Here is a 20,116-nt window from a genome sequence, read left to right as displayed (position 1 = left end):
CTTGGTGTGAAACATAAAAAAGTCCCTATATCTATACAAAGTGTATAGATATAGGGACGATAAATTCGCGGTTCCACCCTACTTCCGACAAGTCGGCAGCTTCATTGATCATGCTCACGGACGCCTGCGAAATAAGGTTCCAACTTGGCTTTCACTCTCCCAAGTTCGCTTCATGGAATGGTCTTCTTTCTTTCTTCCGATCATAGCACGGATTCGATTACCCTTATGATAGTAGTTGAAGCTAGGGTTTGTCAATGATTAATTTGAACTTTTATGCTTCTGGACCTAAATCCGCCTGATCATGAAAGACGATCTCATCAGCGATTTTCCCATCACTTTCAAAAACGATGATCTCATTCATTCCGATTTTTAAAAACGGTGCTGGGACGTACAAGCGCTGCTGCGGTCCTTTTTCCCAAAAACGGCCGATCGTATGACCATTGACTTGGACAAACCCTTTACCCCAGCCTGGCAATTCGATAAAAGTATCTGCACATTCATCAAAAGCACATTCAAAGCGTGAGAAACTTGGTTGTCCTTTTTGCCATTTTCCTTGGAAATCAATGGCATGCAAATTATCCATCGGTAAGGGATAGATTTCCCAGTTGCTTTGGAAGGCGCCATTGATGATCACACCGTCTTTGATGCCTTTGTGCTGATGGTTCATTTTTACGGAATAATTGACCCGCCCCATATTCTCCACCAAGATCCCCAACTCGTTTTCTGATTCTGATAAATCGAAACTGTAGGTTTGACCGATTTCTTGATCGTAATCGATGCGCAAAAGTTCCTGGTTGATAAACGTATGGGCACGATCCATCGTATTGATCAGACGGTAGTCGGCAATCTTCCGAGCAGGCCCAATCAGTGAGCGATAATAGATATAACCTGTCGCTTGATTGCAGGCTTCCATCGATAACGGGTAATTACTTATAATCGGTTGACTGATCGTGTCGATCGTCGAAAACAAGGAGACTCGTTCTTTCACTGAGAATGTTCCATAAGCTTTTCGCTCAATTTCCATACTCAATGGAAACTCAGGAATTTCCGCATAGTCAGCGATCACCTTTTTGAAGGCTTGGTATTTGGCAGTAGGTTCTCCCCATTCTGTCAACAAGGCATCGTAATCATAGCTAGTGACATCCGGCGCTAAGCGTTCATAATAGTTTGACCCGTTCATAAAGCCAAAGTTGGTCCCGCCATGAAACATATAGATATTGACAGAACCTAATGCTAAACAATCCTGCAATTCCTTTACTGCATCTTGTGTTGAGGTCGTATGGTGCTGGTCGTCACCCCAGGCATCAAACCAGCCGATCCAAAATTCCATGACCATCAGTGGCCGTTTTTCTCCGTGAAATCTTCGAAGTTTTTCAAAGTTTTCCTTGATGTTGGAGCCGCAGTTGATCGTAGGCAATGCCAAGTCTTTGATACTGCCGTTTTCTAGCATATCGTGCCAAGGTCCGTCGGAGGTCACTAACGGCGTTTCTACACCATGCTGCCGCATCGCAGCCACCATTTTCCGCAAATACTCTTTATCATTGGCATAGCTGCCGTATTCATTTTCTACTTGCATCATTATAATCGGACCGCCTTGGGTGATCTGCAGATCCCGCACTTGTGGAAACAAATGGGCGAAATAACGAGTGATTTTTTCCATAAATGGGGGATAATCAAACCGAAGCTTCATCATAGGATCTTGCAATAGCCAATAAGGCAGTCCCCCAAATTCCCACTCCGCACAAATATAAGGTGCTGGTCGCAAAATGACATAAAGCCCTACTTCTTGTGCCGTTTGGATAAATCGCCGCAAATCAAGGATCCCATCAAATTGATAGACACCTTCCTGTGCTTCATGAAGATTCCAAGGAACATAGGTTTCGACGGTATTACAGCCCATCAAACGTAGTTTCTCTAAGCGATCTTGCCAATATTCAGGAACGACACGAAAATAATGGATCGCTCCAGAGATCACTTTAAAAGGCTTGTTGTCTAAATAAAAGTCATCTTCAATAGCAAAAGTTCGCATCAGTTACGCCCCTCTTTGACGATATAGGTGGTGTATTGCGTCAGCATCATTTCTGAAGAAAGAACCTTACCCGTCAGAAGATCCGTTTTTCCAACAAACATTTCTGGCAGCGGTTGTGCTTCTTCGTGGAAATTGATGATGACGAAAAATTTCGCCTCTTCATTTTCACGACAGGCAATTTCTAGTTTTGTTGCCTCCTCGATCACTGGGGTAATATCGGTCTCTTTGACGATCGTTTTGAAAAGCTGATCTTGCAGCTGATCTTCCAACTGTCCACCAAAGTAATAGACGGTTCCATCGCCAAATGTATTTTTGGTCACTGCCGGCATTCCTGCATAGAAATTGCTCGTGTAATGCGCTAGCGCTTCGGCGTTTTCTAAATGGATCAAATCGCTGACTAAATTACTTCTTCCTGTAAGTTCTTCATTAACTAACGAAACCCCGTTTGATTGTTCTGGCGCTAATGCATCGATTTCTTCCACCCAGATGCCAGCTAACTCCCGCAAGGGGCCAGGGTAACCGCCTAAGTGAACATTGTCTGATTGATCAACGATGCCACTCATATACGTTGTAAGTAAAGCACCACCTTGCTTAACGAAATCAGTTAGCCGCTCTTGCATCCCTTCTTTGATCATGTACAGAACCGGAGCTGCGACTAGCTTGTATTTTGATAAGTCAGCATCCACGGGAACCAAATCGACCGCAATATTTTGTTCGTAAAAATAGCGATAGTAGCGATGGATCTGTTCCACATATTTCAGATCAACGGTTGGACCACTCGTATATTCTAAAGCCCAATAATTGTCCCAATCGAAAATCACAGCAACCTGTGCTTGGGTTTGCGTGCCAATGATGTCTGAAAGCTGCGCTAATTCAGCCCCAAGAGCTGCTGTTTCTCGGAAAACCCGCGTGTCTTCATGACCGACATGTTCGATGACCGCACCATGGAATTTCTCACAAGCACCAATGGAACGTCGCAATTGGAAGTATTGGATCGTATCTGCCCCATGAGCAATCGTTTGATAGCTTTGCGCCCGCATCTGTCCTGGTTTTTTTAATGAATTATAAGGCTGCCAGTTTTGTTGGGAAGGTGTTTGTTCCATCAGCATAAAGGGTTGCTGTTTTAACCCGCGCATCAAATCATGGGTCATGGCTACTAAGCTCCATGGCGTATTGTACGATGGATAATTATCCCACGAAACAAGGTCCATTTCCTTTGCCCACTTGAAATAATCCAGTCCTTTAAAGGTTCCCATCAAATTCGTTGTAATCGGTGTTGTGGGATCGATTTTCCGAATAGCGTCCCGCTCCATCATGTAGTTTTTTAAAAGACTATCCGAGTTGAACCGCCGGTAGTCAATAGAAATTCCTGCAAATGCCGTCTTGTCATAGCCGATTCCTTCTGACAGCGCATTTGGCAACACGATTTCATCCCATTCATACACGGTATGACCCCAAAATTCCATATTCCAGGCTTTATTCAGTGCTTCGATCGTATGATATTTATCCTTTAACCAGACACGAAACGCTTTTTCACAGTTGTCGCAATAACATTCGCCGCCGTATTCATTATTGATGTGCCAACAAGTCACTTGTGGATTTTCGCCGTAACGTTCGGCTAATTTCGTTGCCAAGCGTTCTGCGTATTTTTGATAAACCAAACTGTTGGGACAGGCATTGTGCCGTTGCCCAAACTTATGATGGCGTCCATCATAATCGGTGCGAGCGACTTCTGGATACTTCTTAAACATCCAAGCTGGCAAAGCAGCTGTGGAAGTGGCTAAGACGATGTCGAAACCTTCCGTACTTAATTTTTCGATGATTTGATCCAATTCCTCAAAATCATAACAATTTTCAGAGGGTTGGATCTTTGCCCATGAAAAAACATTGACGGTCGCGCTATTGATACTTGCTTTTTTAAAGATCCGAATGTCTTCTTCCCAAATCTCTTTCGGCCACTGATTTGGATTATAATCGCCGCCAAATAGAATTCTATCAAAAAATTTTGTCATGTAAGTGAACGCTCCTTTAAAATAAAATGATTTCTACTCTCTTATTGTAAGGCTTTTCATTCTGTTGTAGTATAATACATGAAACACTATTTTATAACTTTTCGAAACACGGAGGTACACTATGCCTATCTACTTTTATCAAACCAATCAGCAGCTGCCTTTATCTCTGGAAAGCATCGGCAACGATTGGGCGCAAGATGACGTCGCTCGTCCTGATGGCTATCCCTACTTCCATTGGCTGCAAACCGAGCAAGGGGAAGGCCGAATCACATTTGGTCAGGAATCGTTTATCTTACGTCCGAATGAAGGCATTTTGATTTTTCCTTTTACGCCCCATCGCTATTATCCATTGACTAACTGGAAAACATCCTTCGCCACATTCCTAGGCCCTTTGGCAGCTGAGGTGTTAAAGCAGTACACGAATCAGCCCTATATATTAGCTGAAGAGTCAGAAACCTTTTCTTATGTCACCTGGATCAATCAACGGATCAAAGAAGACCAACAAATCAGTTGGGACCCGCTGCGGGCTTCTAGCGAATGTTACCGCTTTTTATTGGCGATCATGCAAGAACGCTCAGGGAATCCAACAGAAAAACACCCGCTGTTCCAACAATATCTGGTTCCCGTTATACAAGAAATCGAAACGAATTACGATCAGGCGATCACGATCAAAGAACTAGCAGGGCTCGTCTATGTGTCACCACAGTATCTCTCACGTTTGTTCCAACGTTTTTTGGGGCAATCTACTGCACAATATTTATTGAACTACCGCATGACCCGAGCCAAAGAGCTTTTGGTGGCACAGCCAGATCTGCCCATTCAACAAGCTGCCTTCGCAGTGGGGTTTCAAGATGCAAGTCACTTTACAGCATTATTCAAAAAAAGAGTCGGCTTAACTCCATTAAAGTTTCGCCAACTCTATCATTGATTTTTCGGTTTTAAGACGTCTTGCCATTGCCCCATCTGATCGATAAACTTCTTACTTTTTAAATGAATGCCCACATATTCATCATATAATAAATCAATCACTCGTCGGATCGCGGCTTTCGTTTCTGGCTTTAATTTGATTGAAGCAATCTGCTCGTAGGATATTTGCGAAAATAAGCGAATAAAATGGATCGCCCGAGAATCAGCATGATAACGACGTTCGTCCATCCCCCAGTGCTGTTCACATAAAATACCGCTATATTTTGAGGAATAGTCAAACCGACCGTCGGTTTTTCCGCAGATCGCACAATGGGTCCAATTCGGGGTGATCCCGAAACGGTGCAAAATCTGGATCTCAAAGATATTGGTGATGATCTCTGCGTCGTTTTCTTGGTCCATTAATTGCAAGGCCTCATGTAAAAATTGGTATAGATGTGGGTCATAGACCCGATCATCAATAGCAGAATCAGCCAAATTCAATAAGTAGGTTGCATAACCAGCAATAAAAATATCACTTTGGATCGTACGAAAAGGATGGATGTCTTTGGCATTGTTTAAAAAGGACAAGCCTTCCGTTTTGATGGTTCCCATGTAGGTGGCTTCAGTATAGGAGAGCAGCGCTGGTGCCAAGGGGTTGTTTTTCCGATGGGCACCCTTGACATAAAACATTTGCTTCCCAGCAGATTCCGTAAAGATTTTGACTAGCTTGTCTTTTTCTTTATGGTCTTTTGAAAAAAGTAAGATTCCTTTTGTTTCAACAAGATTCATCGTCGCACCCCATTTCTTTAAAAAAACTGATCCAGTTCGCTAACTGCATCAGTTTTTCTTCATTAAAACAGATCATGTTTGATCTGCATGTCATCAATACTCATCTTTGCGATAGCCATAATCTGTTAAGAATGTTTGCTTGTCGCGCCAATCTTTTTGCACTTTTACCCATAATTCCAAGAAGACTTTGTCATCTAACAAGTGTTCAATGTCTAAACGAGCTTTCGTACCGATCTGTTTCAGCATTTTTCCGCCTTTGCCGATGATAATGCCTTTTTGACTGTCACGTTCGACAATGATCGTCGCTTGAATATGCACCTTGTCATTGTGGTCTCGTTTCATGGAGTCAACCACGACCGCTACTGAGTGAGGTACTTCATCTCTGGTCAGTAGCAAGACTTTTTCCCGCACCAATTCAGAAACGATAAAGTATTCTGGATGATCCGTGATTTGATCCTCTGGGAAGTACTGAGGCCCTTCTGGCATTTCATCGATCAGTAGCTTCATTAACGTTTCGAAATTATTGCCTTCTGTTGCGGAAATCGGTACGATCTCAGCAAAGTCCATTTGTGAGGAGTAGTCTTCAATAATTGCCAATAAGGCATCTGGATGGACTTTATCAATTTTATTGATCACGAGGAAAACCGGTGTCTGACTTTGGCGCAATCGTTCGATAATAAAATCATCGCCCTTGCCACGTTTTTGGTCCGCACTGATCATAAATAGCGTCACGTCAACTTCTCGCAGTGCACTATAGGCGGTTTCAACCATAAAATCGCCTAAACGGTGTTTGGGTTTGTGGATCCCTGGTGTATCGATAAAGATCAGCTGTGCGTCATCCGTTGTGTAGACCCCTTGGATTTTGTTACGGGTCGTTTGCGCTTTGTCACTCATGATCGCGATTTTTTGTCCTACGACTCGATTTAGTAGTGTTGATTTCCCAACATTTGGCCGCCCGACGATCGCAACGAAGCCTGATTTGTGTGTTGTCATTGTTGTTCCCCTTTATCTTGTGTTTTGGTGCGCATCAGAAGAGCTGCAGCAATTTTGGCAAGAAGATGATCGCTGCGACGACTAACGCAAAAACTGCAGTCATCAGCACGGCACCAGCAGCCATATCTTTGATTTTTTTTCCGATAGGATGGAAATGGAAATCTGTAAACATATCTACGACGTTTTCAAAGACGGTGTTGATGATCTCAACGATCCAGACTAAGAAAACAGCTAGCAGCAACCAGAGCCATTCCATTTGACTCAAACGGAAAATAAAGCCTGCAATGATCGCAACGATTCCTAGTGCAACATGTTTACGCATATTGCGTTCCTCTTTAAAGACGGTTTTTATACCAGTGAAAGCAAATTCGATCGACGAAATAAATTGTTTGTTTTTCCCAATATTCTTATCTTTTGAGTCCATAGGCATCCAGTATTTCCTTTTGCAATCCAAACATTTCCTTTTCATCTTCAGGTGTCATATGATCATAGCCATTGATATGCAAGAAACCATGTAACGCCAAGAAACCCAGCTCCCGATCATAGGTGTGTCCGTATTCAGCAGCTTGTTCTTTCGCTCGTTCAATGGAGATCATAATATCTCCAAGATCACGCGGCAGCTCTTCAAGGGCTTCGTCAAAAATGATCGACAGCTCTTCGTCTGTTTCTTCTTCAAAGGCAAAACTAATGACATCTGTTGGCATATCTTTGCCGCGGTACTCCCGATTGATTTCTTGGATCGCCGCATTGTCCATAAATGTGACGGACATTTCTGTATCCTCTGGAAGTTCTAAATGTCCTGCAGCAAATTGCAACAGTCCTTCGATCTCTTTGATCTTGGTTTCCCCCACTGAATTTGTCTCATCTAAAAAGGTAATCTCCATTAGCGCTCTCTTCTTTCTTGTTCTTCTTTCATTTTCTCTGCTTCCGACTTCATTTTTGGATATTTGATCCGTGAATGGAAGGTACTGCAAAGTCCGTTGACCAGTGATTTTTCAATCATTCGGATTTCTTTCAAAGTCAGGCCTGTTTCATCCAGTTGACCGTCTAAGATCCGATCATTGATGAGATTTGCAACAAATTCTTGAATCTTTTGATTTGTTGGATTTTCCATCGCTCGAACAGCTGCTTCACAACTATCCGCGATACTCACAATGCCAGCTTCTCGTGTTTGCGGTTTTGGACCAGGATAACGGAAATCTTCTTCCGTTACCTCGGGATTACGCTCTTTGGCTTTCACGTAGAAATACCGCATCAAGGTCGTGCCATGGTGTTGACGACAAATGTCGATCACCATGCGGGGCATTTTGGCTTCTTCGAGAATTTCCGCCCCATCGATCACGTGACCGAAGATAATTTGTTTGCTGTCTTCAGGCAACAAGAAATTATGCGGGTTTTCGGCACCAGCAGGTAAATTTTCTACGAAGAAATTGGCATGTTTGACCTTGCCGATATCATGGTAATAACAAGCCACACGAGTCAGTAAGCTTTGCCCGCCGATTTCGGCAACGGCATTGGCACTAAGATTGGCAACCATCATACTGTGATGATATGTTCCTGGCGCTTCTTCCAGCAACTGTTTTAATAATGGATGATTCGGGTTACTCAATTCATTTAACACGATCATACTCTCATCCGTCACCAACAATTCGATGTAAGGATGTAGTCCCATCGTTAGCAAATAGCTTAAGAGAGAGCCTGCTAAACCACAAATGATCGTGGTCCAAGTGTTCCCGCGAGCAAAATCCATTCCTTGGAAAATCACCAGCACAAAACTCAGTAAGAGCGGAAAGACGATCACCCACGCTACTGCCGTTTTCCCTTGACTAGCGATGCGGGCGCGCTTGATCATCGTTCCCATCAAGCCCGAGAACAAATAGGTGACTAAGACGGTCGTCAACAAGTTGGTTCCGCTAGAATCAAAGTAAATAAAGAGTGCACTGATTACTTGGAAAATCGCAGACAAAATCCCCAAACGACGGCTGGAGAAAATACTCAGGATCAACGGTGTAAACGCAGCTGGGAAAAACAGCGGGATAAAGGTCACTAATTCAGATTGGAAAAGTTGGAAAAACTTCATGATCAAAATACTGAATGCCATTGCCAAAATATAAAACGTGACCGCATTCATCCGTTTTTCCACGTCTTTCGTCTGTTTCGTGTAATAAAACACCATCAGCATCTGTAAGACTGTTGCTAACACTAAAGCGATCAATGGAAAAACAGAAAAGGTCTGATTAGTCATTCCTAAAAGCTGCAGCTTCTCTAGGGCATTGGCATCGATCTGCGAGCCCTCACGGACAATGATCTCTCCTTGATAAATCATCACTGGAGGAACAGCATCCATGGCGGTTTGCCGTGCTTCTTCTGTCCGTTTTTCATTTGGGATATCGTTCACGACGATTCCTTGATTGACTAAGAAACGTAAGACAGAAGCCATATCTGAGCTAACATCTAAGAACTGGATCTTATCTTCCGCCTCAGAACGGAACGTACTTAATTCCGTTTGGCGGATCTGTTTCGCCATTTGTTCATCTATTAATTGTAGCGCATAGGTACGCACTGTATTTAATTCATCATCACTTAATGAGAACATCGTCGTCAAAAAATTATTGGTAAATGACTGATAAAAATCTAGTTCATCATCACTCATTTTTTCAAATTCTTGTTTTAAGGCTGCGATATATTCATCTGTACTAGGTTTAGGGATATTTTCATCCTCATCGGCTTCAGCCACTTTTTTTTCATGAGCTTCATCCACTGATTTTTTGACTGAAGCAACTAAGTCAAATAAATGATCGATACGATCATGCTGCGTTTGCGCCAGTGTATCCTGATACGTGTACTCTGGTGGTACAGCTTCGGCAGCCAGTTTACGTTTTTGTTCCGTCGCAGCGGTATTTTCGATCGTTTTATTGGCACGGATATTTTCTTCCGCCACTTGACCTTCGCTATAATCGACATTGTTTTGTTTGACGCTGGTGTACATGATACCAATCGAAAAAAGAAAGAAAAGGAACATCAAAACTGGTAGATAGAATTTCCCAAGTCTTTCTCTAAATTTCCGTAGTGGTTGAATGATCATAGTTCTCCTCCTAAAAGACGATCAGCGCTTGTCTTTAAGATCTGCTTCTTCATATGCGCGAATGATCTCGGCAACAACTGGATGCCGCACGACATCTCCTGCTTCAAAATTAGCAAAAGCAATTTTAGGGATCTCTTGTAACGTCCGTTCGGCGTGGATCAAGCCGCTTAAAGTCCCTTTTGGCAAATCGATCTGGCTGGTATCGCCATTGACGATCATTTTAGAGTTGAATCCTAAACGGGTCAAAAACATTTTCATTTGAGCGATCGTCGTATTTTGCGCTTCATCTAAAATGACAAAGGCATCTTCTAGCGTACGTCCACGCATATATGCCAATGGTGCGATCTCAATGACGCCTCGTTCCATGAGACGGTTCGTATGATCCATCCCAAAAATTTGATACAACGCATCATAAACGGGGCGTAAGTAAGGATCAACTTTTTCTTTCAAGTCTCCTGGTAGGAATCCAAGATTTTCTCCTGCTTCAACGGCGGGACGTGTCAAAATGATTTTTTGCACTTGGCCTTTCTTTAGAGCTGCAATTGCCATTACGACTGCTAAGAAGGTCTTTCCGGTTCCAGCGGGGCCGACACCAAACACTACATCATGTTTACGGACGGCTTCGATATATTTTTTTTGCCCAGCATTTTTCGCTCGGATCGGTTTGCCGTTACGGTCTTTGATGATCTCTTCTTCATACATATCTTTGAAATAATCAAGACTGCCCTTATTCACCATATTCAACGCAGTGATCACATCAGGGGTACTGATATTGATGCCTCGTTTGATCAACTCTTGCAAAGCCCGAATCACGGATTGTGCCTTTTCAGCGGCTTCAGTTTCTCCTACGATTTGGATCAGCTCACCACGAGTGTGAATGACCGTTCCTGTGGAGTCTTCAATAATTTTGATGTTCTTATCGTGGGCACCTAATAATAAACGAACGTCATCGTTTTCACTAAGTGTTATCTCGATCGTTATTGTTTTGTCTGTCAAATATGTTACAGCTCCTTTTTTGGCGTTCTTATTAATAATAACATAAGATGGAAAAAAGAAAAATTACTTATCAAGCACAACAGTCGTTTCCCCTTGTCCTTATGCTTTTTTTAAGTTTTCGAAATCAGAAAAAAAGCCGCAAGCATGTCATCCATACTTACGGCGTGAGCTTACATTTGATCCAATAATTCTTTAACGATCGCATTGACTTGATTACCGTCTGCTTTGCCTTTAACTTGTGGCATTACAGCACCCATCACTTTTCCAAATTCTTTGGAAGAAGAAGCACCAGTCTTTTCAATCGCTCCAGCGACGATTTGGCGGATTTCCGCTTCATCGAGTTGTGCTGGCAAATATTTTTCAACAACTGCAATTTCAACTTTGACTTTCTCTGCTAGATCATTTCGGTCAGCTTTCTCAAACTCATTTAAAGAATCACGACGCTGTTTCATCTCACGAGACAAAACGGTCAACTCTTCTTCTTCATTCAAGTCAGAACCTTTTTTGATCTGCTCATTTTGAATTGATGCTTTCAACATGCGGATCACCTGCAAGGTTTCCTTGTCTTTGGCTTTCATCGCTGTCTTCATGTCATCATTCAGTGTACTTAGTAGTGTCACACTACCAGCTCCAATTCTCAAAACAGTAGAAAATTAGAATTTTTTGCGTTTTCTAGCTGCTTCAGATTTTTTCTTACGCTTTACGCTAGGTTTTTCGTAAAACTCACGTTTACGAGATTCCTGTAAAGTACCCGCTTTTGACACGGAACGTTTGAAGCGACGAAGAGCATCGTCAAGTGATTCGTTTTTGCGAACGACTGTTTTTGACATGTAAATTCCCTCCCTCCGAGCTTAAAAAGTAACCGTAGTTGTTATTGAAATAAAATCCCAAAAAACACGACTGTCCTTTAAAAATTATAGCTAACCCCTGAAAAAGTGTCAAGGCATTCTGTTAAAAAAGTCTTCGATCCCATCAAGTTTGTTTGGGTTTTCATTGACATTCTTCACAACGGCCCAAAATCTCGAAGCGATGTCCCTCGATCAAGCAGCCAGGAAGCTGTTCTTGGAAGAAGTCCATCGGGCAAATATGCAGTTCTTTTGTTTTGCCACAAACCGTGCAAATAAAGTGATGGTGATGATGGTCCTCTAATTCTGCACAGCAGTTATAGCGAAACTTCATCTCCCCGTTCAGCTCTGTTTCTTCTAAAATACCGATCTCAGAAAAATCATGCAGATTACGGTAGATCGTATCATAGCTCAAGCCAGGATACTTTTCTGACATGTATTCATGAATTTCCTTGGCTGGCAAATAGCGATTGCGCTTCACTAAATAGGTGATGATCGCTTCTCTTTTTTTGGTATATTTAAAGCCATTTTCTTTCAATGTAGTCATGGCATGCTCAATAAGTGTTTGATTTTTCATCGTAGGCCCTCCTGATAAATCAAAATCATTCCGATTCTATCGATCTTAAGTATGGTATAATGAAATCAATAAAAAAGCAAGAGAGGATTTTTCTTATGAAGCCAACTGAACCTGAACAACCAGACTTGCAAGAAAAATTGCAAACCAGTGCCGCAGTGACGATGTTCGTGTTGTCGGACTCTGCCGGCGAAACGGCATCGAAGCTTGCACAAGCGACAATGGCCCAATACCCCAGCGTCGAATTTAACCTTTTTAGACGCACGTTTATCCACACAAAAGAGCATTTGATCAAAGCTTTGTCTGATGCAAAAAAACACAACGCCATTATTCTTCATACCTTGATCAAAGAAGAACTTGTGGATTTGACGAATCATTTTTGTGAAGAAGCTGACCTTTACCATTTCGACGTATTGACCCCTCCAGTAAGTGAAGTAGAACGACGAACTGGCGTAGCACCTTCACGAGAGCCAGGGGCTTTGCACCACTTAAACGAAAATTATTTCAAGCGCATCAAAGCCATGGAATTTGCGGTTATGTACGATGATGGGAAAGACCCTCGTGGCTTCTTGGAAGCAGATGTCGTGTTACTAGGGGTTTCTCGGACGTCAAAAACGCCTTTGAGTCTATTTCTAGCAAACAAAAATTTAAAAGTTGCTAACCTGCCTTTAGTACCGCAAGCCCACATCCCAAAACAGCTCTGGGAAATCGATCCGAAAAAAATCGTCGGGCTAACAAACGATCCGAATGTGTTAAACAGTATTCGCAAAGAACGGATGCGCTCCTACGGCTTGAACCCAGATTCTGCGTATTCCGATATAGAAAAAATCAAAGCGGAGCTGACGTTTGCCAATGATCTGTATGAAAAACTAGGCTGTGTCGTGATCAATGTCGCTTCTCTTTCCATCGAAGAAACCGCCTCTATGATTTTAAATGCATTAAACTTAGAAGATCATAGCTATTACACGTCAGAAACGAAAGACTAACATCGATGAAGCAATGAAAAATGGTGAGCAGAAAATCTTCTGCTCACCGTTTTTGGTCTGTGGCTCATTTATTATTCTCTTTTAGAACACTTGCAGCCCTTCACGATCGATTTGTAATTGTTCGATATACGCATTGCTCTCCAAGGCATGCAAAAGTTTTGAGATTCGTTCTGCCCGTTCCTCTGGGACGATCGCTAAGACCGTAGGACCTGCGCCGCTTAAGAAACAGCCATAGCCGCCTTCTTCTTCGCAGATTTGGCGAATGGTCGACAAGTGCGGCACAAGCTTTTCCCTATAGGCTTCATGAAAACGATCCTGTTGCATCAATTTTCCTGCAAGAGGCAGATTGCCATTGATGACCGCTGCGATCATCACGTTGGCGATCGCACTGGCTTCGACAGCTTGCTCGTGCGAAAGGGTCTGCGGCAAGACTTGACGACTTGCTTCAGTCAACAGTTCTTCATGAGGAATATAGGCAATGATCTCGCACTCTGGAAAATGATGCTTGACTAAATACGTATGCTTGTGCTGATGGTCGTAAGCAGCAACCGCAAAATCTCCATAAATCGCTGGTCCAACGTTGTCAGGATGCCCTTCGATGGCAGTTGCGATCTCAAGCTTTTGTGCTGCACTCAGATTCATGTGGGCCATGCGGTTGGCTAGTTCAATCCCGGCGACGATCACCGAGGAACTGCTGCCTAAGCCTCTTGCCAAAGGAATGTCCGAACTCATTCGGATTTTCAAAGGCTTCATGTTTGGTGCTAATTTCAATGCCACACGCAAAAGCAAGTTGGTTTCATCCGTTGGGATCTCTGAACCTAGCTCATGGATGATTTCCCACGTATCGTTTTCTTTTAAAACTTCAATGAACAAATACTTTGACAGGGCAATCCCGCAGGAATCAAAACCAGGCCCTAAGTTCGCACTGGTTGCAGGAACGCGGATCTTCATAGATTGGCAACTCCTTCACGAAGATGCTGACGCATTTCTTCTAAATCACTCATCTTATTGATGGTTACTTCTGTCGCTTTGATAGCTGTATCAGGATCCTTCAGACCATTTCCAGTAAAGACGGCAACGACAGTCTCACCTGGTTTGATTTTCCCTGCTTTCACGTGCTGGATGACACCAGCCAGCGAGGCAGCTGAGCCTGGTTCAATAAACACACCATCTTGCGCAGCAATTTTACGGTAAGCATTCAAAATTTCCTCATCGGTTACTGCATCGATGTGTCCATTTGATTCATCACGAGCAGCTTCTGCCAACTGCCAGCTGGCTGGATTGCCGATCCGAATCGCTGTAGCGATCGTTTCTGGTTGTTCGATGACTTCCCCACGCACGATCGCAGCAGCACCTTCAGCTTCAAACCCATGCATTCTTGGCAACGCGGTGCCTTTTTTCTCATGCCATTCTTTGAACCCTTTCCAATATGCCGAGATATTCCCTGCATTACCGACAGGAATCGCAAGAACATCTGGTGCTTGTCCTAATTGTTCGCATACTTCAAAGGCCGCTGTTTTTTGTCCTTCTAAACGATAAGGATTGACTGAGTTTACTAGCGCCACGGCTTCGGTTTCTGCAATATCTCGTACTGCTTTTAACGCTTCATCAAAGTTTCCTGGGATCGAAATGATGTCGGCTCCATAAACGATTGCTTGCGCCAATTTTCCCATAGCGATCTTGCCATCTGGAATAACAACATAGGCTTTGATCCCCGCTCTGGTCGCATAAGCTGCTGCTGCCGCACTGGTATTTCCTGTCGATGCACAGACGATTGCTTTGGCACCTTCTTCCACCGCTTTTGCCACCGCCATGACCATCCCTCGGTCTTTAAAAGAGCCTGTCGGATTCAGCCCTTCGTATTTTCCATACAATTGAATCCCTAATTCCTTGGAAAGGCTTGGTAAGGGAATCAACGGCGTGTTGCCTTCAGCCAGCGACAATGCTGGTGTATTTTCGTTGACTGGCAGATATTCCTTGTATTGATGCAATAATCCTTGATACATGTTTATTCCTCCATCACTTTCATTATTTGTATGTCTTGTGCATCGGTATAAGTTGCGAGTTTTTCTGTTAGCTCTTTTTCGCTCATTGGATTGGTGATTCCAGCTATTCGTTGGTCTGCTTCGTTGAACACCGTTTGCTCAAACGCAAACCATTCTGGAAGAGCGTTCCCTTTGATCTCTTGACTTGAAAAAGACACATAATGCCGGCTAGGAACTTCTTCTACAGATGCTAATGCTGTTTCTTTTTCAAAAGTTAGAAAAGGTTCAACGATCCCAAAGCTTTTATTTTTTGCTAAAACGGTCAAATCCGCTACCACGCTGGTGGCCGTCGGTCGTGATCCTGCTCCTGGTCCATAAACCATTGATTGATCGATGCCTTCACTCTCGATAAAAATGCCATTAAACTCGTTTTGGATCGTCGCTAACGCATGGTTTTTCGGCACTAATACAGGTCCAACTGACACAGTAAGGGAACCGTCAACTGTCTTTTGCGCTGCACCGATCAACTTCACTTCATAACCAAAGGCTTGTGCCTGCTTAATATCTGCCACAGCTAAGCCGCGGATGCCTTTTGTTGCCACATCAGCAACATGGATCGTTTTCCCAAAAGCAAATTTGGTCAGGATCACCATTTTATAGGCCGCATCGATACCGTCAACATCATTAGTAGGATCTGATTCGGCAAAACCTTTTGCTTGGGCTTGTGACAAAGCATCTTCATAGGTCATGCCATCTTCCGTCATTTTTGTCAGCATATAATTGGACGTCCCATTGACGATACCAAAAATCCCTGTGATGGTATCAGGCAGATAGTGGGTGCTCAATGTACGCAAGATCGGAATGCCACCACCCACGCTGGCTTCATAATAAAGAGACACCCCGGCTTTTTCAGCGATTGCCAGCAGTTCAGGTCCATGGGTGGCAATCAAGTCTTTATTTGCCGTCACAACGTGCTTCTTATTTTCTAAAGCAGCTGAAATAAACGCTTTTGCCGGATCAATCTTCCCGATCAATTCCACAATTACGTCGATGGTCTCATCTTCAAACAACTCATTTGCCTCATTCGTCAACGCAAACCCGTACTTAGCCGCTAACGCAGACTTATCCTCGTAAGGCGAAGCTAATGCTTTCGTGATTTGCACACTGACTCCTGTGCGTGCCAGAATGGCTTCTTTTTGCTCTGCCAACACTTGGCATACCCCGCTGCCGACAACACCCATTCCTAATAATCCAATGTTCAATTGCTTACCCATAATGCCCCCTAACTGAAAACGTTATTAAAAACCGTTCATCTAATTTTAATATTTCCACTAGCATACCAAAAACAATAAGAAAAAACTAGGACTTTTGAGAAATTCTCGCCCTAGTTTTAACGGTGATGGATATGTTCGAATGTTTTTTGCAAAATATCCACAACATGTTTGTCATCAAGACTATAAAGGATGGTTTTTCCTTGTCTTTCCGACTTTACGATCCGATTATCTTTCAAAAGTTTCAGCTGATGAGAAACTGCTGATTGTTCCATATGTACTTGTTCTGCAATCGAAGTGACATTGCGCTCTCCTTCTTGAAGAGACAACAAAATTTTTAGTCTAGTGGGATCACTAAGCATTTTAAAAATCTGTGTTACTTGCTGAATTTCTTCTAGTTTCGGCGTAGTCATCGCGCCACATCCTCTCTTATTTCCTTTTGCATTTTAGCCCTTGATAGACAGCTTGTCAATCAATGCTCGACGATCAAGGAGAAGAAACGAGCTAAAAGACAAGAATAGATCCAAGCGTCAGAAAATTCCCTTTAGAAGCTTCGGTCCCTCAACACCTGTTTGCTGAGGGAAGCGAACGCTTCTTTTTCTACCACTCGGATCATTCAGTCAATTGCAATTTTTTTGATTATGAAGACATCAGATGACTTTATTCACCTGTGATTTCTTCGATCGCTGCTTGCAGATCAGCAATTTTTTGTTCTGCTGCTTCTGCCGTTTCGCCTTTTACACCAATATAAAACTTGATTTTAGGTTCGGTCCCAGAAGGACGAACAGCAATCCAGCTTTCATCTTCCAAGGTGTATTTCAAAACATCAGAAGGCGGTGTGGTCATTTTTTGTTGGTGACCATCTAAGCCCACACGAGTCAACAATTTAAAGTCTTCTGTTTGCACGACAGGGGTTCCTGCGAAGACGGAAGGTGCTTTTTCACGGAAAGTCTTCATCAAGGCAGCAATCTTAGTTGCCCCTTCCATGCCGCTCATCGTTACAGAAATCGTTTTTTCTGCATAGTAGCCGTACTCTTCAAAAATATCTTGCAGACCATCATACAATGTTTTGTCTGATTGTTTGTAAAAAGCAGCCACTTCTGCTAATAAAACGAGCGCTTGGATCGCGTCCTTGTCCCGTACGAATGGTTTAACTAAGTAGCCATAGCTTTCTTCAAAGCCAAACATGAAAGTTTGAGAATGGTCTGTTTCAAATTGTTGGATTTTTTCGGCAATAAATTTAAAGCCAGTTAAAACATTGATCATATCAACATCGTAGGATTTAGCGATCGCTGTTGGCAATTCACTAGAAACGATCGATTTTAAGACTGCTGCATTTTCTGGCAATGTTCCAGCTGTTTTATGGGCTTCTAGAATGTAACGGATCATCAATGCACCTAACTGGTTACCTGTCAAGACTTGGTAGTTGCCATCTGGCATTCTTACTGCAGCCCCTAAGCGATCGGCATCTGGATCTGTTGCGATCAATAGATCAGCACCTTCTTTTTCTCCTAAAGCAATCGCATATTCAAAGGCAGAGTGCTCTTCTGGATTCGGTGATTTTACTGTACTGAAGTTTGGATCAGCAACCGCTTGTGAGGGTTCAATAATGAATTGTTGGAAACCAGCTTGTTTCAACGCTTTCTCGCCAAGCATCCGCCCTGTTCCGTGAAGTGGTGTATAGACAAGTTTCAAATCTTTGCCCACCGTATCGATCAATTCTTGATCGATCGTGACCTCTTTGATTTCTTTCAGATAGGCAGTATCGATTTCTTCGCCAATAATAGAGATCAAGCCGCTGTTTTTGGCTTCTTCTTCACTTAATACAGGGATCTCCAACGGATTTTCAATTTCCCGAACAAATTTTGTCAATGCATCCGCATCTGCTGGTGGCATTTGCCCACCATCTTCCCCATATACTTTGTAGCCATTGTATTCGGCTGGATTGTGAGAAGCAGTGATCATGATTCCAGTAAAGGTTTTTAAGTAACGCACAGCAAAAGATAATTCTGGCGTCGGACGTAAGCTTTCAAAGACAAAGGCTGGAATATCATGTTTTGCCAATGTTTTTGCTGCTTCCATCGCGAACTCAGGTGAAAAATGACGGGAATCATAGGCAATCGCTACGCCACGACGTCTTGTTTCGGGATCTTGTGTATCCATAAAGCGAGCCAAGCCTTCCGTTGCTTGACGAATCGTATAAATGTTCATCCGATTGATACCAGGTCCTAAAATCCCTCGCATGCCAGCAGTCCCAAATTCCAAAGGCATATAAAAAGCGTCTTCTAACATCGCAGGATCTGCTTCTAATGCGGTCAATTGTTCTTTTAATTGTGGATCTAAGTGTTCACTGTTTTTCCATTGATTAAATGTTTGTTCCCATGCCATAAAATAACCTCTCCTTTATCCGTTAAAATGCTCTAAAATTAGTATAACACTACTTACAGATTTCTCAAAGAATAACCAAACGAAAAATAAAAAAAGCTGCTATCAAAAGTGATTGACACTTTAAAAATAACAGCTAATTCCATTAGATTATTTTGTTAATTGAGCATCCTTTTGTGTTTCAATAAAATCAAACACTTGTTGACCAGCAATACTGCCATCGCCGACTGCCGTTGTGATTTGACGCAAGCCTTTTTCACGAACATCGCCAATCGCGTAAACACCAGGAATTGAAGTTTCCATCTGATCATTTGTTAAGATCCAGCCAGCATCATTCGTGATACCGCTAGCTTTGAATGGTTCTGTCAACGGATCTAAACCAACATAGATAAAGACACCGCCAGCAGCTTCTTCTGTCACTTCATCCGTTTTTACGTTTCTGATTTGCACGCCAGTTACGACCATCTCATTGCCTTTGATTTCTTCCACAACAGAATCCCAAATAAAAGAGATTTTCTCGTTGGCAAATGCGCGGTCTTGGATGATTTTTTGTGCTCGTAATTCATCACGACGGTGAACGATCGTTACTTCAGAAGCAAATTGCGTTAAGTAGATCGCTTCTTCGACTGCTGAGTCGCCTCCACCAACAACGATCAAGCGTTTGTTACGGAAAAAGGCACCGTCACAAACCGCACAGTATGAAACTCCGCGTCCTGCGAATTCTTCTTCGCCTTTGACGCCTAACTTTCTATGTACACATCCTGTGGCAATGATGACTGTTTTCCCTTGATAGGTTTTGTCTTCGGTGGCAACTTCTTTGAACTCACCTTGATCCGTGATGCTTTGAACGATCCCATAGGCATTTTCAACACCAAATTTAATGGCACCTTCATACATTTTAAATGCTAATTCAGGGCCTAAGATTGATTCGAAGCCAGGATAGTTTTCAACCTCAGCCGTATTGTTCATTTGTCCGCCAGGTGCTCCTCGTTCAATCATTAGTACTGATAAATTCGATCTTGACGCATAAAGCGCTGCTGTCATCCCCGCAGGGCCTGCGCCGATGATAATTACATCATACATATATTTCCCTCCAATTTGGACTACCCATACTTTACTTTCAAAAGCAAATTCTTTCAACTCATCTGCTTACAAAAAATAATAAGATATTCCTGCTTTTACTTTTGAAAATTACATTGACTTTCTTTTCAATTTTTGTAAAATTTTCACGATACGTCTATTATATAGAAAATAAGGAGT

Annotated in this window: 19 protein-coding genes; 2 read left to right on the top strand and 17 right to left on the bottom strand. The window is 42.8% G+C overall.

Annotation, left to right across the window (positions count from 1 at the left end):
• Nucleotides 1–271 precede the first annotated feature (271 nt).
• Together IGI72_RS07610 and IGI72_RS07605 are read right to left on the bottom strand one after the other, a co-directional pair.
• Nucleotides 272–2,029 carry a glycoside hydrolase family 35 protein gene (locus IGI72_RS07610; protein ID WP_428214461.1) on the bottom strand — a complete coding sequence of 586 codons (1,758 nt, stop codon included), beginning with the start codon at nt 2,027–2,029 and terminating at the stop codon, nt 272–274.
• On the bottom strand, nt 2,029–4,041 hold the full coding sequence (locus tag IGI72_RS07605) for a beta-galactosidase (RefSeq protein WP_438753731.1): 2,013 nt from the start codon (nt 4,039–4,041) through the stop codon (nt 2,029–2,031). Before IGI72_RS07605 ends, IGI72_RS07610 begins: the two co-directional genes overlap by 1 nt.
• 121 nt (nt 4,042–4,162) lie before the next feature.
• Here IGI72_RS07605 and IGI72_RS07600 point away from each other — a divergent pair, with 121 nt between their 5' ends.
• Nucleotides 4,163–4,969: an AraC family transcriptional regulator gene (locus IGI72_RS07600; RefSeq protein WP_438753728.1), complete on the top strand. Its 807-nt coding sequence runs from the start codon at nt 4,163–4,165 to the stop codon at nt 4,967–4,969.
• On the opposite strand, the gene recO is transcribed toward IGI72_RS07600, so the two are convergent.
• From recO to IGI72_RS07555, 9 genes are all read right to left on the bottom strand, one after another.
• Nucleotides 4,963–5,736, bottom strand: a complete 774-nt coding sequence (gene recO / locus IGI72_RS07595; protein WP_005225847.1) for a DNA repair protein RecO — start codon at nt 5,734–5,736, stop codon at nt 4,963–4,965. The genes IGI72_RS07600 and recO overlap by 7 nt on opposite strands.
• Nucleotides 5,737–5,829: 93 nt before the next feature.
• Nucleotides 5,830–6,729 (bottom strand): GTPase Era, encoded by a 900-nt coding sequence (era, locus tag IGI72_RS07590; RefSeq protein ID WP_005225846.1) that lies wholly within the window; start codon nt 6,727–6,729, stop codon nt 5,830–5,832.
• A gap of 34 nt (nt 6,730–6,763) precedes the next feature.
• Nucleotides 6,764–7,153, bottom strand: a complete 390-nt coding sequence (locus IGI72_RS07585) for a diacylglycerol kinase family protein (RefSeq protein WP_016610244.1) — start codon at nt 7,151–7,153, stop codon at nt 6,764–6,766.
• Complete coding sequence (gene ybeY, locus IGI72_RS07580; protein WP_005225844.1) at nt 7,137–7,613, bottom strand: rRNA maturation RNase YbeY; 477 nt, start codon at nt 7,611–7,613, stop codon at nt 7,137–7,139. Before ybeY ends, IGI72_RS07585 begins: the two co-directional genes overlap by 17 nt.
• Nucleotides 7,613–9,814, bottom strand: a complete 2,202-nt coding sequence (locus IGI72_RS07575; protein ID WP_438753725.1) for an HD family phosphohydrolase — start codon at nt 9,812–9,814, stop codon at nt 7,613–7,615. Before IGI72_RS07575 ends, ybeY begins: the two co-directional genes overlap by 1 nt.
• Before the next feature lie 21 nt (nt 9,815–9,835).
• The gene (locus tag IGI72_RS07570; protein WP_005225842.1) at nt 9,836–10,810 is read right to left on the bottom strand and encodes a PhoH family protein; all 975 of its coding nucleotides are present in this window, start codon (nt 10,808–10,810) and stop codon (nt 9,836–9,838) included.
• Between the two features lie 170 nt (nt 10,811–10,980).
• Entirely contained in the window at nt 10,981–11,430 is a 450-nt protein-coding gene (locus IGI72_RS07565; RefSeq protein WP_005225841.1) for a GatB/YqeY domain-containing protein, read from the bottom strand.
• A gap of 33 nt (nt 11,431–11,463) precedes the next feature.
• Nucleotides 11,464–11,640 (bottom strand): 30S ribosomal protein S21, encoded by a 177-nt coding sequence (rpsU, locus tag IGI72_RS07560; RefSeq protein ID WP_002356740.1) that lies wholly within the window; start codon nt 11,638–11,640, stop codon nt 11,464–11,466.
• 160 nt (nt 11,641–11,800) lie between these two features.
• Nucleotides 11,801–12,232: a Fur family transcriptional regulator gene (locus IGI72_RS07555; protein ID WP_005225833.1), complete on the bottom strand. Its 432-nt coding sequence runs from the start codon at nt 12,230–12,232 to the stop codon at nt 11,801–11,803.
• A 95-nt stretch (nt 12,233–12,327) separates the two neighbouring features.
• On the opposite strand from IGI72_RS07555, the gene IGI72_RS07550 reads away from it, so the two are divergent.
• Complete coding sequence (locus IGI72_RS07550; protein ID WP_010748043.1) at nt 12,328–13,215, top strand: pyruvate, water dikinase regulatory protein; 888 nt, start codon at nt 12,328–12,330, stop codon at nt 13,213–13,215.
• Between the two features lie 81 nt (nt 13,216–13,296).
• Here the strand turns inward: IGI72_RS07550 and thrB are convergent, their stop codons facing one another.
• The 6 genes from thrB to trxB form a co-directional block, all read right to left on the bottom strand.
• Nucleotides 13,297–14,166: a homoserine kinase gene (thrB, locus tag IGI72_RS07545; protein WP_005225831.1), complete on the bottom strand. Its 870-nt coding sequence runs from the start codon at nt 14,164–14,166 to the stop codon at nt 13,297–13,299.
• Entirely contained in the window at nt 14,163–15,221 is a 1,059-nt protein-coding gene (gene thrC, locus IGI72_RS07540; protein WP_005225830.1) for a threonine synthase, read from the bottom strand. The genes thrB and thrC overlap by 4 nt, the downstream gene beginning before the upstream one ends.
• 2 nt (nt 15,222–15,223) lie before the next feature.
• On the bottom strand, nt 15,224–16,474 hold the full coding sequence (locus IGI72_RS07535; protein WP_438753723.1) for a homoserine dehydrogenase: 1,251 nt from the start codon (nt 16,472–16,474) through the stop codon (nt 15,224–15,226).
• 116 nt (nt 16,475–16,590) lie between these two features.
• Entirely contained in the window at nt 16,591–16,884 is a 294-nt protein-coding gene (locus tag IGI72_RS07530) for an ArsR/SmtB family transcription factor (protein ID WP_005225828.1), read from the bottom strand.
• 247 nt (nt 16,885–17,131) lie between these two features.
• A complete protein-coding gene (locus IGI72_RS07525) occupies nt 17,132–18,859 on the bottom strand; it encodes a phospho-sugar mutase (RefSeq protein WP_121261626.1) in 1,728 nt (575 codons plus the stop codon).
• 147 nt (nt 18,860–19,006) lie between these two features.
• Nucleotides 19,007–19,939, bottom strand: coding sequence for a thioredoxin-disulfide reductase (gene trxB / locus IGI72_RS07520; protein ID WP_015509534.1), 933 nt, complete (start codon nt 19,937–19,939; stop codon nt 19,007–19,009).
• Nucleotides 19,940–20,116: the final 177 nt, after the last annotated feature.

The sequence above is a fragment of the Enterococcus sp. DIV1059_2 genome, assembly GCF_051713685.1.
GTDB classification, from domain to species: domain Bacteria; phylum Bacillota; class Bacilli; order Lactobacillales; family Enterococcaceae; genus Enterococcus_D; species Enterococcus_D casseliflavus.
The sequence above is the reverse complement of the archived record's forward strand: the minus strand, read 5'-3'. Positions and strand labels throughout refer to the sequence as shown.

Coding starts and splice junctions, on each gene's coding strand:
- IGI72_RS07530 (WP_005225828.1), bottom strand. CDS start 16,884: ATGACTACGCCGAAACTAGAAGAAATTCAGCAAGTAACACAGATTTTT.
- rpsU (WP_002356740.1), bottom strand. CDS start 11,640: ATGTCAAAAACAGTCGTTCGCAAAAACGAATCACTTGACGATGCTCTT.
- IGI72_RS07600 (WP_438753728.1), top strand. CDS start 4,163: ATGCCTATCTACTTTTATCAAACCAATCAGCAGCTGCCTTTATCTCTG.
- IGI72_RS07535 (WP_438753723.1), bottom strand. CDS start 16,474: ATGGGTAAGCAATTGAACATTGGATTATTAGGAATGGGTGTTGTCGGC.
- IGI72_RS07575 (WP_438753725.1), bottom strand. CDS start 9,814: ATGATCATTCAACCACTACGGAAATTTAGAGAAAGACTTGGGAAATTC.
- thrC (WP_005225830.1), bottom strand. CDS start 15,221: ATGTATCAAGGATTATTGCATCAATACAAGGAATATCTGCCAGTCAAC.
- IGI72_RS07610 (WP_428214461.1), bottom strand. CDS start 2,029: ATGCGAACTTTTGCTATTGAAGATGACTTTTATTTAGACAACAAGCCT.
- ybeY (WP_005225844.1), bottom strand. CDS start 7,613: ATGGAGATTACCTTTTTAGATGAGACAAATTCAGTGGGGGAAACCAAG.
- IGI72_RS07525 (WP_121261626.1), bottom strand. CDS start 18,859: ATGGCATGGGAACAAACATTTAATCAATGGAAAAACAGTGAACACTTA.
- IGI72_RS07585 (WP_016610244.1), bottom strand. CDS start 7,153: ATGGACTCAAAAGATAAGAATATTGGGAAAAACAAACAATTTATTTCG.
- recO (WP_005225847.1), bottom strand. CDS start 5,736: ATGAATCTTGTTGAAACAAAAGGAATCTTACTTTTTTCAAAAGACCAT.
- thrB (WP_005225831.1), bottom strand. CDS start 14,166: ATGAAGATCCGCGTTCCTGCAACCAGTGCGAACTTAGGGCCTGGTTTT.
- IGI72_RS07550 (WP_010748043.1), top strand. CDS start 12,328: ATGAAGCCAACTGAACCTGAACAACCAGACTTGCAAGAAAAATTGCAA.
- trxB (WP_015509534.1), bottom strand. CDS start 19,939: ATGTATGATGTAATTATCATCGGCGCAGGCCCTGCGGGGATGACAGCA.
- IGI72_RS07605 (WP_438753731.1), bottom strand. CDS start 4,041: ATGACAAAATTTTTTGATAGAATTCTATTTGGCGGCGATTATAATCCA.
- era (WP_005225846.1), bottom strand. CDS start 6,729: ATGACAACACACAAATCAGGCTTCGTTGCGATCGTCGGGCGGCCAAAT.
- IGI72_RS07555 (WP_005225833.1), bottom strand. CDS start 12,232: ATGAAAAATCAAACACTTATTGAGCATGCCATGACTACATTGAAAGAA.